This is a genomic window from Ancylobacter moscoviensis (genome assembly GCF_007559435.1).
Taxonomy (GTDB): domain Bacteria; phylum Pseudomonadota; class Alphaproteobacteria; order Rhizobiales; family Xanthobacteraceae; genus Ancylobacter; species Ancylobacter moscoviensis.
The window spans coordinates 446,045-459,130 of record NZ_VMBP01000002.1; the positions used below are offsets into that span (position 1 = coordinate 446,045).

A 13,086-nucleotide genomic window follows, 5' to 3' on the forward strand; every position below is an offset into this window, starting at 1 on the left:
CCCCTCAGGCGAAGGCCCGCCTGAGCAGCGCCGATGTCGTCTCGAGCGCCTTCAGGATCGACCCGCTGTCATGCTCGAAGGGATAGAACACTTCGAGGAAGACGGGGGCCGGCGCGATGCCGGTCCGGCGCAGCAGGGCCGCCGCGTCCACAGGATCGACCTTGCCGGGCACGGTGAAGTCCCAGTGGCGGTCGAGCAGGAAATCGGTCTGCTGGATGTGGACGGCGGTGATGACGTCCTTAAGTTCGCGGAACCAGGGCTCCATCGCGCCGTGATCGGTGCCGTAGAGAGGCTCGAACGTGCCGTGCCCCCAGTCGGGGCAGAGACGCCACGGCACCGGGCTGCCGGCCACGTCGGACATCATCTGCCGTGCCTGCGCCACGGTCCATGGCCATTCGCGGCGCATCGGTGTTGGCTCGATGTAGAGCTCGCTCAGCCCCTCGGCCGCGGCGCGGGCGCCGAGCCTGTGCATGCGGGTGATGATGTCGGTGTAGTCCGCCTCGTCGAGGGCTTCCGCCTCGCTGCCGTCGAGCCGCGCCGGGATGGCGCCCAGCGGGCCGCCGACGCGCGTGATGCCGGCGAGCGCGGCGAAGCGATAGGCGCGGCCGAGCCATTCCTCCGCATAGTCGCGCACCGCCGGATCAGGGTGCAGCAGCTGGTTGAAGGTGTAGTGGGCAAGGCCGATGAAGGCGCTGTGGATGGTGATGCCGGTCGCCTGCGCCTCCCGCCGGATGGCGGCGGCGTGGCGCTCCACGATGGCGTCGGGCCACATGGGGTCGACGAGATCGAGGGAGAACTGCACGAGGTCGAGCCCGAGGCGCTCGCGCACCACGCGGGTCCACAGTTCCGGCGTCACCCAGCGCTTCACGCAGAAGGACAGGTTGATGCCGAAGGGGATCGGCTCCCGCGCGCCCGTCACTTGGTCGCTCCCATGGTCAGGCCGCGCACCATGTGCCGCGAGACGATGAGGGCGAAGATGGTGACCGGCAGCACGATGACCGTACCGGTGGCCATGATCTTTCCCCAGGGCAGTTCGTAGCCCGACATGAAACTGGTGGCGACGACCGGCGCGGTCTGCACGTTGCGGCGCGTCAGCACGAGCGCATAGAGCAGCTCGTTCCACGAGAAGATGAAGGAGAAGATCGCCGAGACAGCGATGCCGGGCGCGCCGAGCGGCAGGTAGATCTTACGGAAGATGGTGAACTGGTCCGCGCCGTCGAGACGAGCGGCCTGTTCAAGATCCGCCGGAATCGACTTGAACTGGTCGGTGACGATCCACACCACGATCGGCAGCTGGAAGGTGAGATAGATGAGGATCAGCACCAGATGCGTGTCGAGCAGGTTGGCCTGCATCGCCAGCAGGTAGACCGGCAGCGCCAGTACGATGGGGCTGATCATGCGGTTCGAGATGAACCAGAACCACAGGTCCGACTTGCCGCGGAACTCGTAGCGGGCGAGCGCGAAGGCGGCCGGCGCGCCGAGCAGCACGGCGAGAATGGTGGAGCAGGTCGCCACGATCAGAGAGTTGATGATCGCCCCGCTGACCTTCGTGTCGGCGAAGATCTCGGTGTAGTTCTGCAGCGTCGGTGTGAAGAACCACACCGGCGGCGAGGCGAGGATGTCCGCCTGGGTCTTGAAGCTCGCCGCCACCATCCACAGGAAGGGGAACAGCGAGAAGACGACCACGGCTGTCAGGCCGACGGCGTGAAGGACCTTGCCGCGCATCAGTGGACCTCCCGGTAGAGCAGGCGGATGTACAGCCGGCTGATGATGATGGTGAGGATCAGCAGCAGGATCGCCTGCGCGGAGGCGGTGCCGAGATCGAAGATGCGGAAGCCCACGCGCTGGATGTAGATCGAGATGAGGTCCGTGGCCGAGCCGGGACCGCCGCGCGTCATCACGAACACCATGTCGAACAGCTTCAGCACGTCCGCCGAGCGCAGGATCATCACCGCGGTCAGGCCGGGTAGCAGATAGGGGAGCTGGACATGGCGCAGCAGCGCCAGCTTGGATGAGGTTTCCAGCCGCGCTGCCTCCTCGATCTCGCCGGGCACCATGGACAGGCCGGCGAGAAAGATCAGCGCGCAGAACGGCGTCCACTGCCACACATCCATGATAACGATGGCGGCGAAGGCGCCGTTTGGCGTGCTGAGCCAGTCGATCGGGCCGAAGCCGACAAAGCCGAGGAACTGGTTGGCGACGCCGAAGTCGCGGTTGAAGATCAGCCGGCCGATCAGGCCGACCACCGCATAGGTAGTGGCGAGCGGCACGACCAGCGTCACGCGGGCGAGCGACTTCAGCATGCCCATGCCGGGCTTGTGCAGCAGCAGGGCGACGACGAGGCCGAGCACGACCTGGATCGGCAGGACCGTGACATAGAACTTCGCGGTGAGCAGCAGCGAGGACCAGAAGGTGCTGTCCGTCAGCACGTTGACGTAGTTCTCGAAGCCGATGAAGGGAAAGCCGTCGCGCGGGCGGGTGATGTTGTAGCGCCGGAAGGAGGTCACCAGCGCGAAAAGGGTCGGATAGATGCCGATCAGGAGGAGCGTCAGCACGGCCGGCGCCAGAAACCACGCGGGCGTCCAGCGGCCGTAACCCCGATTGGGTTTCGCGGGGGCTGCTCGGGTTGTGGTGTCACTCATGGCGTCGTCCTCATGGCGGTGTCCGGGAATATGGCGCCCGCGCCGTGCGGCGGGGGCGGCCCGGTTCACTCCAGATTCGTATGGTTGGCGCGCATCTGCGCGGGCGACACGCCCAGCCGCTCGCGCAGGCTGAGAATGAGGATCTCGAACAGCACGTAGAGGGCACCCTCGTAGAGCGAGCCCATGGGCAGCACCGAGGTGGTCGCGCCCCGATCACTCGCCATCGTCTGCGCCGGCACGGTGAGCACTCGGTCGGCCAACGCGGCGGCGGCGCCGTTGGGTTCTGCGGTGACGAGCAGCGTGCGGGCGCCGTCACGGCGTGCCACGCCCATCAGGGCGGAAACGGTCGAGAAGTCGCCTGGCCCGGCGGAGACGATGAGCAGGTCTCCCTTGCCGACCGGCGGGGTCGTCATGTCGCCGACCATCGCGGCCTTCCGACCGAGGTGGAAGAGGCGCATGGCGAGGCCCTTGATCTGCAGGCCCTCGCGGCCGACGCCATAGAGCGCGATGCGGTCGGCATCGGCGATTTCGGCGACGGCGGCGTCGAATTCCTCGTCGCGCACCTTGTCGAGGCAGGCCCGGATCTCATCCAGCGCCCGGCCATGGAGAGTGGTCATGTCGTCGGATCCCGGCACGGTTCAGGACGAAAGGGGGCGGATGCCGGATCGCGGGTTCCGGCATCCGCCCGGAGAGGCCGGCGGCGGGGGAGAGAGCCCGACGCCACCGGCTTCAACTCACTGGAGAAGCTTCTTCTTCCCGTCGTAGTAGCCTTCCTTGCCGAGGATCTCCTCCATGCGGGTGCCGATCTCCTTGGCGCCGGCCTCGACGGAGACCTCGCCCAGCTCGATCTTGGAACCCCACTCGGCGACGATCTCGGAGATCGCGGGCCAGGCCGGGAAGCGCGGGCGATACTCCGGCACGCCAGCCTGCCACGAGGCGACCATCGGCTCGACGAACTTGTACTTCGCCTTCACTTCCGGGTCGTTGTAGACCGACATGCGGCCGGAGACGCCGCCGGCGTCGACATAGGCCTTGGCGATCTCCTCGGAGGTGGCCCACTGGATGAAGAGCCAGGTGGCCTTCTGCTGCTCGGGCGAAGCCTGGGAGGCCACGGCGAGCGAGAAGCCGCCCAGCGCCGGCAGACGGCCGGCCGGACCCGCCGGCTCGGGCGCCACGGCGAGGCAGTCGCCGAGCTTGGACGTCGCCGGGTCGGCGAGGGTGCTGTAGAAGGCCGACCACTCGGTGATCATCGCCACCTGACCCTGCGCCAGCGCGTTCACCGCCTCGGCATGATCGAAGGACACGACGCCCGGCGGCATGTACTTGAGCAGGTCCTGGCGGAAGGTCAGGCCGGCCTGGCTTTCCTTGCTGTTGAGGTTCGACTTGAAGTCCTTGTTCAGCAGCGAGCCGCCGAACGGCCACAGGAATCGCATGAAGCTGTCGGCCGACTGGGTTTCGCCGCGGCGCGACTGCAGGGCGTAGGCGTACTGGTTCTTCGAGGCGTCGGTCAGCTTGGGACCGTAGACGTCCTTGAACTCCGCCCAGGTCGCCGGCGGCTTGTCGAAGCCGGCCTCCTTGAGCTTGCAGGAGTTGTAGAACAGCAGGCCGGAATAGTTGTCGAAGGGCAGGCCGTAGACCGTGCCGCCCCACGAGCCGAAGGCTTCCAGCAGCAGCGGGAAGAAGCCGTCGAGCTTGAGGTTCGGGTCGGTGATCGCCTTGTCCTTGGCGAGATCCTCGACCGGCACCAGCCAGCCGTTCTCGGCGAACTCGCCGATCCATACGAGGTCGACCAGAGCCATGGTGAGATCGCCGCGCGAGGTGAAGTTCAGCACTTCCTTCTCACGGGCGTTCTCGTAGGGAACGATCTCGTAATTGACCTTGATGCCGGTCTTCTTCTCGAACTCGGGCAGCAGCTTGATGATGGCGCGGTAGCCCGGGCGATCGAGGAAGATGCCGTTGACCTCGGTGCCCTTCAGCGGCTTGGCGGCCTCTTCGAGCCAGTCGGCCATGGCAGCGACCGGCATGGCAGCGGTCGCGGCCGCGAGGGCGACGACGCTGGCGCAGATTCTCAATGCACGCTTCATCTTGTTTCCTCCTGAGATGGCGCAGCGCCGCGGTGCGGGCGAGGCCGACATTTGGACGGTTTGGCCCGTCTCTCGTGATTGGCGGCGAGTGCGGAAGCGGATGTCGTGCCGCTGCTTCCACCTTCCGCGAGATGCTCGCCGCACAGCGCACCAGCACCTTCCGGCTTCGGCGCCCGACCGTGCGGCAACCCCGTCGCTCAGTGTCGAAATCGATACATTTGTAATCTCAAATATGCAATAGCATCATCCAGAGGCAGAGCGGCAGCGAGCCGCCGGAAGGATCGGGAGACGGACGAGGATGGCATCGGGACTGAACGGCGAGGCCGATCCGCTTCGCGACCGGCTGGCGATCGCCGAGAAGCTGGCACGCCGGGCGGGCGGCAAGGCGAAGGCCTTCTTCCTCAATCGCGACACGCTGCATCCCGAGCTCAAATCGGCCTCCCAGGATCTCGTCAGCGAGGCGGATCGCGCCATCGAGGCGTGGTTGCGCGGGGCGATCCGCAAGCATTTCCCCGATGACGGGATCGTCGGCGAGGAGGAGGAGGCTTCGGAGGGTGGGTCGGGCTTCGTCTGGGTGATCGACCCGATCGACGGCACCATGCCGTTCCTCGTCGGCCAGCCGAACTGGACGGTCTCGCTGGGCATCGCGCGGGAGAAGCGGCCGGTGGCCGGGGTGATCTACGCACCGATGCTGAAGGAGCTTTATTCGGCGGCGGAGGGCGGCGGCGCCTGGCTCAACGGGCGCGTGCTCACGATGAATCCCGACTGGACCGTCGCCTCGACGACCATCGGTTTTGGCGCCACGCAGAAGGCGACGCCGGGTGAGGTGGGGGCCTTCGTGGAGGCACTCTATCGCGAGGGCGGCGTGTTGTTCCGCGTCGGCTCGGGCGCGCTCATGCTCGCCTATGTCGCCGCCAACCGCATCGCCGGCTATTTCGATCCGATGCTCTATTGCTGGGACTGCTGGGCCGGCATGATCCTCGTGCAGGAAGCCGGCGGGATCGCGACATTCGACGGCGATCTCGGGCGTCCCGGTCCGATCTGGGCGGGCAACCGGCACGTCCATGCCGATCTGCGCCGCCTGAGCGGGGCCGCCTGACGGCCCACGGCCTAGCGCGGCGATCCGTTCAGCGCACGATGACCCGCGTGCCGACAGGCGTCCGCTCGAAGAGGTCGATGACGTCCTCGTTGAACATGCGGATGCAGCCGGAGGAAGCCTGCGTGCCGATGGTCCATGGTTCCGAGGTGCCGTGGATGCGGTACAGCGTGTCCTTGCCGTTGGAGTAGAGGTAGAGCGCCCGCGCCCCGAGCGGGTTCTGCGGTCCCGGCTCGACGCGCTTCGGCAGGCCGGGGGTCTGGTTGTGCATGTCGTCCGTCGGGTGCCAGGCCGGCCACTTGGCCTTGCGCTGGATCGTGGCGCTGCCCTTCCACGCGTAGCCGCTGGCACCGACGGCGATGCCATAGCGCCGGGCCTTGCTCTCGCTTTCGACGAGATAGAGGTGGTTCGAAGCGGTATCGACCACGATGGTGCCGGGCGCCTCGCCCGTGGTGTTCGCTACCTCGACCGGCAGGAAGCGGCTGTCGAACTTGGACCGGTTCACCAGTCGTACCGGGTACGCCTCGTCCGCATAGGCCGCCGCCGACGCGGCCGGCGTCTGCTGGGGTGTCGCCGCGCAGCCCAGCAGGATGCTTGCGCCGAGGCCGAGCAGTAGCAGGTTCATCGGCTTCATGGTCGTATCTCGCTTGGCAGGTTCGGAAAAGCGCGCGCCTACGGAAGGAAGGACGGTCCCTTCGCTGCCGCCATGGGCTGTCGTCGTCGACGGTAGTCGCGTAGCGCGGTGGGCCGTGGAGATCAACCCGCCTGCCAGAGGGCGCACGCTGCATGACCCGAAAGAGGCCGTTCGACCTGTTCAAGCCCTGTCATGCGGCCTGGTTCGACTTCTCGGCAACGGAACCCGCTATTGCTGTTCAGGCGAGTTCGAGCCTTGCGAGTTCGAGTGCGACCCCGCTCTTGGCGGTCATGGCGGCGAGGCTGCCCGTCGGCGCGGTATCCGTGACGAGGATATCCACGTCGCGGAGCGAGCCCAGGCGGACCAGCCCGCGCCGGCCGAACTTGCTGCTGTCGAGCGCGAGGATCACGCTGCCGGCCTGCTGCATGGCCGCCCGGACGGCCGCGACTTCAGCATAGTCGTCATCGCCGATGTCACCGTCCTCGTCGATGCCGCTGACCGAAATGACGACGAAATCGAACTTGAAGGCCTGGATGAACTCGGCCGAATTCTGGCTGAACACGCCACCATCCACCTGACGGACGAAGCCGCCGGGTACCGCGACCGTGAAGTCGGTTCGCTCGCTCAGCGTCGTGGCGGCGCGCAGACTGTAGGTGACGACCCGCAGGCCCTTGTGATCGATGAGCGCGCGGGCGACCGCCTCGCATGTCGTGCCCGTGTCGATGAAAACGGACGCATGGTCGGGCACCATACGGGCGACGGCGCTGCCGATGGCGTCCTTGGCCTGCGCATTGGCGATGCGGCGCTGGCGGTAGACGGTGGGATCGATGGGCGTCGAGGCGACCGCGCCTCCGTGCAGGCGGCGGACCTTGCCTTCCAGTTCCAGCGCGACGATGTCGCGGCGAGCGGTCTGGGTGGTGACCGAGAAGCGGCTCGCGATCTCCTCGACCGAGATGTACCGGTTCTGCTCGAGATATTGGATCAGGAACGCGTGGCGCCGCGCCTTCTTTCCCTGGTCATCCCGCTCTTCGTCGCGAATCTGCATCTCGGATCTCGATAGCGCTCGTAAAAATAACGATCGATCCATGGGGCGTCCATCAGGTCGCCCCATGGATCGAAGCCGTTCGGGTCCTGCCGGGTGTGCGACCCCGGCAGGCGGCGTGGTGGAAACCGTCACGACGTCGCGTCAGAACTTCACGCTCAGCCGGCCGGTGACGCCGTTGTCGCCAAGGCCGGAGCCGAACTGGCCGGAGTAGCTGATGCCCAGCGTCGCGTTCGGCGTGGCGGCGAAGTCCACCCCGGCGCGGATGATGGCGACGTCTTCGGCGATCGGCGTCCCACGGATACCGAAATCGTCGCCGCCGGCGAATGCCAGCACAGCTTGCGGGACCACGTCGCCGGAGGCGTGCTGCCAGCCGAGCGTGCCGTGCAGTGTGGCCACCGTCGAGCCGATGTCGAAGCTGGTCGAGGCGCGGGCGCCGAGGGTGGTGAACAGCGTGTCGAGATCGCCGGACGTACCGGCAAGCGCGGCGGCGCCGCCCTTCTCGACGAAGCCGTCATTGCTGAAGCGGACATAGGCGAGGCTCAGGAACGGCTCGATCGCGCTCCGTGCCAGATCGAACCGGTAACCGAGTTCGCCGAAGACCTGCGTGGTCGACGCGTCGTAATCCGCCGAGAGGCTCTCGTTGAGCCCGGGAATGGCCACCTGGCGCGAGGTCTCGATGCTGTGCCAGGTGTGGCCGACGCCGAGGCGCAGGCCCAGCGGGCCGGAGCGCGAGCCGGCATAGAAGCCGATATGGTAGTTGTTGGCGTCGCCGCTGGAGACGAGATCGTCGAGTTCGACCGACGTCCGGCTGTAGCCGGCGAGCAGGCCGACCCGCCAGGCATCGCCGACCGCCGCGTCCGCGCCGGCCAGCAGGCCGCCCACATTGCTGGTCAGGGCTGAGGCATTGCCGTCGCCGTCGACGTCGCTCCACGACCCGAAGGACTGGCCCCACACCGCGAAGCGGTCCGTGTCGGCGGCCACCGGCGCCGGGCCGGCCTTGTCGTAGGCCAGAACCGACATGTCCTGACCCGCCAGTTCGCCGCTGGCGGCGCGCAGGCGTTCGTTCGCCGCATCGCGCAGGAAGCGGCTGTCGTCGATCAGGACGCCATAGGTCGAAGCGTGTACCTCGCCGCCGATCTGCGCGAAGGCGGAGCGGGCGCTCGCCTCGTCGAGCATGACGATGGCGTCGTAGAGCGGCGCGCCGTAGCCGAGGCTTTCGGCGCCGCGCGCGGCGGAGCGCTGGTTGAAGGTGGCGCCGAGCCGGTCGAAGGCAGTGTCGTTGCGCGCCAGCGTCAGCACCACGTCGGTGGCGCCATAGGCCAGCGTCGGGTCGAGGAAGGCGAAGCTGGAGGAGACCTCGCCGAAGGCGCCCTCGATGCCGCCGGCCGAGCGGATGATGGTGTAGCTCGTCTCCGGCTTGTATTCACCGGCGGTGCCGATGCTCATCAGCGTGCCGCCCTCGATGGTGGTCTTGCCGGTCACGGCGATCAGATCGCTCGCGCCCTCGGCGTTGAACTCGACCTCATAGGCGGAGCCGCTTTCGAAGGTAAGGTTGCCGGCGACGTTCAGCGTGCCGATCGAATTACCCGGCGCGACAACGCCGCCCGACGCGATCTTGAGATTGCCGACGGTGCCGGTGCCGGCGAGCGCGGCGCCATCGAGCACCGTGGTCAGCGCGGAGCTGGCGATCGAGCCGTTGACGACGAGCAGGCCGTTTCCGACGAACGTCTCGCCGGTATAGGTGTTGGTGCCGAACAGCCCGAGGGCGCCTTCGCCCAGCTTGGTCAGGCTGCCTTCGCCGGAAATCGCCCGGCCGATGGCGACGGCATTGGCGGCATCGGCGATCTCGATGCCACCGCCGCCGGCCTCCAGCACCACCGAGCGGTCGAGAACCGCCATGCCGGTGCCGGCGATGCGCAGCGTTCCGTTGTCGAGGTGCAGGCTTGCCGCCGAGGTGCCGAGCGCGGCGTCCTCGTCGACGATGAGCGTGCCGCCGTCGGTCACCAGCGTCTGGCCGATGAAGCTGTGGTCGTCGATGCAATAGTCGACGATCGCCTGTTGCAGGCGCGGATCCGTGCTCTTGCAGTCGAGCAGGTTCTTCTTCTCTTCCCCCGTCAGGTCGGTGAGGATCGGATTGCCGTTCTCGTCCGAGATCTGCCCGAGATAGACGTCGGCGCGCATGTTGTTGCGCGTCAGGTAGAATTCCTTGTTCTTCTCCTCGAAGGTCGTGGCGTCGGCGCCCCAGACCAGCCGGGTCTTCTCGACCGTCGCATCGTCGACCGTCTCCGTATAGCTCTCCAGCGCCGGGCCGATCCATTTCAGCGTGTGGGCGACCGGCTCATGGTCGGAAAGCGGACGGCCGTCATTGGTATAGCCGACCTCGTCGGCCACGCCGGTGTAGGGGTCGTTCGGATCGTCCGCCAGCACGTACCACTTGCCGAAGGGGCGCGAGACGAGGAAGTGGTCGATGGTCGCGCGGTCCCAACTCGTCCAGGTATTGGTGGAGTCCTGGCCGGCCGAGGGCCAAGTGGTGCTGCCGTCGCTGAGTTCATGCGGGGCGAACTGCTCGCGCTCATCCGGGTTCTGAAGCAGCATGTATTGCTTCTTCAGGATGTTCATCGTCACCGGCTGGTTGCTGGCGACAGGAAGGGTCTCGTCCTCGAAGGTGATCCCCTTTGCCACCATGTCCTTGGCGACGATCTTCTCCCACTGGCGCCAGCTCAACTGCGAGATGCTGGTCTTGCCGGGGAACTCGTCGCGATGGGCGTTGAAATAGTCCTGGATCACGTTGCGGTAGTGCGCCTGGCCATTCGGGTCGGTGGCCTTCATCGCGGTCGCATAGGCGGTGTATTCGTCTCCCTTGCCTTCCGGCGTGTATTCCTTGGCGAGTTGCTTCCACAGGGTGGAACTGCCGCCGTCGACGATGGTGCGGGCGAACAGATAGGACTGCTGCTCGGCGGAGTGGAGGCCGCGCTCCGAGACGTCGCCGGCGTTGAAGTCGCCGACCAGAATGATCGGCGTGTCGCTGTCGCCGGCCCATGTGTTGAGGGCCTTGGCTTCCTTGATGCGCCCGCCCGAGGTGTCGGCATAGTCGAGATGCACCGTGCCGATGAGAGTCTCCGGTCGCCCGGCCTTGCTGTCCGCGACGGTGAAGCTGACATAGCGGCCCTGCGTGGTGACGCCGGGGAGGGTGTAGGTGCCGAAGGTGCCCGGGAGCCGGGAGATGACGCCGACGTCGCCGACCAGCACGCCGCCATAGGTGCCGCGGCCGGCGTCCTTCAGGATGCCCGGAATGTCGCTCACGTAACGGCTGCCATTGGCCTCCTGGAAGGCCAGCACGTCGTAATTGCCGTTGATCATGAATTCGGAAGTGACGCCGGGATTCTGCTTGAACTGGTTCCAGATGTTCAAGGAGAGGATGCGCAGCGTGTCGTCGTCCGCCTGGCTGGCGGTTGTCCCGAGCACGGCCAGCGCGGCGCCGCAGAGCAGCCGCGAGGTGATGGTGACGAGGCTGAGGCCCCGTCGACGGCGGGTATTCCTGATAGTCATCGTGCCAAATCCCCAAAAAGCTCAGATTTCCCGCTGCCTGGTTCCCGGAGCGCGGATGGTGGCTGCGGATTCCGGTCGGCGTCGTTTTGAGGATTGCTGATCTGGCAGAATACGATGTCAGTTATGTAACATTATTTGTCCAGTGTGACCGATCTTCCTACATAGATGGCGTGTCGTGCGACACGGCTTGGTTGCCTCTGGTGACGATGGCGGTGGTATTCCACCTGTTGGCCGCGCCCGTGCCGTATCGAAGGGGCTGTGCGAGGGAGCATAGGACTCCGCCAGGCCCAGGGCTCTTGTAACGATATGATTTATCGATGTTCTTATAGATTTGGACGACTTTTGTGTCTCATGGCGGTGTGTGACGCCATCTAAGGCACGCGACATTTCGCTACGAGGTGAAGGGGACAAGGACGTCGGGTCTGATCTCTGGATGCTTTCTCTGCATCCCGCCGGGGTGTCGGCGGCGCGATCTAAAATGTTGTTAAAGCAACATATGGCTGATGCCGGATTCCTGTCGTCCTTCCCGTTCCCTGGTTGCCGGCGCGCGGTCCATGACGGCAGCCGGCGCCGCACCGCCGGCTGGGGCGGTGCGGCGGGAGGCGTCGCTGGCGTCAGGCAGCGCGCTTGAGCGCGTCGGCGAGAGTGGAGGCGAGGTCGTCTATCTGGCCCTTTTCGACGATCAGCGGCGGCGACAGGGCGATGATGTCGCCGGTGACGCGGATCAAAAGGCCCTTGTTGAAGCAATCGACGAAGACGTCATAGGCCCGGGCGCCAATGGCGTCCTTGCGCGAGGCGAGCTCGATGCCGGCGACGAGGCCGATGGTGCGGATGTCGACGACGTTCGGCAGGTCGCGCAGCGAATGCATCGCCTCCTCCCAATGCGGGGCGAGTTCCGCCGCGCGGGTGAGCAGGCCTTCTTCGGCATAGATGTCCAGCGTGGCGAGGCCGGCGGCGCAGGCGACCGGATGGCCGGAATAGGTGTAGCCGTGAAACAATTCGATGGCCGCTTCCGGGCCGGTCATCAGCGCGTCGTGCACCTTGCGGCTGGCGAAGACCGCGCCCATCGGGATGGTGCCGTTGGTGATGCCCTTGGCGGTGGTGACGAGGTCCGGCGTCACCCCGAAATAGTCGGTGGCGAAGGAGGCGCCGAGGCGGCCGAAGCCGGTGATCACCTCGTCGAAGATCAGGAGGATGCCGTGGCGGACGGCGATCTCGCGCAGCTTTTCCAGATAGCCCTTCGGCGGCAGCAACACGCCGGTGGAGCCCGCCATCGGCTCGACGATCACCGCGGCGATGGTCTCGGCGCCGTGCAGCGCGACGAGGCGCTCGAGGTCATCGGCGAGCTCGGCGCCGTGTTCCGGCAGGCCGCCTTTGGCGAAGGCGTTGCGCGCGGGATCGTGGGTGTGGCGCAGATGGTCGGCGCCGGGCAGCAGCGGGAAGACGCGCCGGTTGTTCACGAGGCCGCCCACGGTGATGCCGCCGAAGCCGACGCCGTGATAGCCACGCTCGCGGCCGATGACGCGGGTGCGGGTGCCCTGGCCGATGGCGCGCTGATAGGCGATGGCGATCTTCAGTGCCGTATCGACCGATTCCGAGCCGGAATTGGTGAAGAACACCCGGTCGAGTCCGGCCGCCTCGCCCCCCGGCGCGATGGCGGCGAGACGCTGGGCGAAGTCGAAGGCGACGGGATGGCCCATCTGGAAGGTGGGCGCGAAGTCGAGGGTGGAAAGCTGGCGCTCGACCGCCTCGGTGATCCGGCGACGGCCATGGCCGGCATTGACGCACCACAGGCCGGCGGTGCCGTCGAGCACGCGGCGGCCATCATCGCTCGTGTAGTACATGCCCTCGGCGGCGGCGAGCAGGCGCGGGGCCGCCTTGAACTGCCGGTTCGCCGTGAACGGCATCCAGAAGGCGTCGAGGGAAGGGGTGTTGGCGCGAATGTTCACGGCTGGTCTCCTCTTGCGGGAAGGGGGACCTTGGCCACGATGGGCGATGGGGAACAAGTCCTTTTCTTTCGTCCATCAAGTCATTGA

Annotated in this window: 10 protein-coding genes; 1 reads left to right on the plus strand and 9 read right to left on the minus strand. The window is 66.6% G+C overall.

What is annotated here, in order from left to right:
- Positions 1-4: 4 nt before the first annotated feature.
- From FO470_RS08240 to FO470_RS08260, 5 genes are all read right to left on the minus strand, one after another.
- A complete protein-coding gene (locus FO470_RS08240; protein ID WP_144342464.1) occupies positions 5-919 on the minus strand; it encodes a sugar phosphate isomerase/epimerase family protein in 915 nt (304 codons plus the stop codon).
- Entirely contained in the window at positions 916-1,725 is an 810-nt protein-coding gene (locus tag FO470_RS08245; RefSeq protein ID WP_144342465.1) for a carbohydrate ABC transporter permease, read from the minus strand. Before FO470_RS08245 ends, FO470_RS08240 begins: the two co-directional genes overlap by 4 nt.
- Positions 1,725-2,555, minus strand: coding sequence for a carbohydrate ABC transporter permease (locus FO470_RS08250; RefSeq protein ID WP_246659517.1), 831 nt, complete (start codon positions 2,553-2,555; stop codon positions 1,725-1,727). Before FO470_RS08250 ends, FO470_RS08245 begins: the two co-directional genes overlap by 1 nt.
- Positions 2,556-2,707: 152 nt before the next feature.
- Positions 2,708-3,259, minus strand: coding sequence for an SIS domain-containing protein (locus FO470_RS08255; protein WP_144342467.1), 552 nt, complete (start codon positions 3,257-3,259; stop codon positions 2,708-2,710).
- 117 nt (positions 3,260-3,376) lie between these two features.
- Positions 3,377-4,726 carry an ABC transporter substrate-binding protein gene (locus FO470_RS08260; protein ID WP_144342468.1) on the minus strand — a complete coding sequence of 450 codons (1,350 nt, stop codon included), beginning with the start codon at positions 4,724-4,726 and terminating at the stop codon, positions 3,377-3,379.
- 298 nt (positions 4,727-5,024) lie between these two features.
- On the opposite strand from FO470_RS08260, the gene FO470_RS08265 reads away from it, so the two are divergent.
- The gene (locus FO470_RS08265) at positions 5,025-5,825 is read left to right on the plus strand and encodes an inositol monophosphatase family protein (protein WP_144342470.1); all 801 of its coding nucleotides are present in this window, start codon (positions 5,025-5,027) and stop codon (positions 5,823-5,825) included.
- A 28-nt stretch (positions 5,826-5,853) separates the two neighbouring features.
- On the opposite strand, the gene FO470_RS08270 is transcribed toward FO470_RS08265, so the two are convergent.
- The 4 genes from FO470_RS08270 to aptA all read right to left on the minus strand — a co-directional run bounded on the left by FO470_RS08270 (position 5,854) and on the right by aptA (position 12,999).
- Entirely contained in the window at positions 5,854-6,456 is a 603-nt protein-coding gene (locus tag FO470_RS08270; protein WP_144342471.1) for a L,D-transpeptidase, read from the minus strand.
- Positions 6,457-6,694: 238 nt separating this feature from the next.
- On the minus strand, positions 6,695-7,501 hold the full coding sequence (locus tag FO470_RS08275) for a DeoR/GlpR family DNA-binding transcription regulator (RefSeq protein ID WP_144342472.1): 807 nt from the start codon (positions 7,499-7,501) through the stop codon (positions 6,695-6,697).
- A 141-nt stretch (positions 7,502-7,642) separates the two neighbouring features.
- Positions 7,643-11,050, minus strand: coding sequence for an autotransporter domain-containing protein (locus tag FO470_RS08280; RefSeq protein ID WP_246659518.1), 3,408 nt, complete (start codon positions 11,048-11,050; stop codon positions 7,643-7,645).
- Positions 11,051-11,664: 614 nt separating this feature from the next.
- Positions 11,665-12,999: an omega-aminotransferase AptA gene (aptA, locus tag FO470_RS08285; RefSeq protein ID WP_472771024.1), complete on the minus strand. Its 1,335-nt coding sequence runs from the start codon at positions 12,997-12,999 to the stop codon at positions 11,665-11,667.
- Between the last annotated feature and the right edge of the window lie 87 nt (positions 13,000-13,086).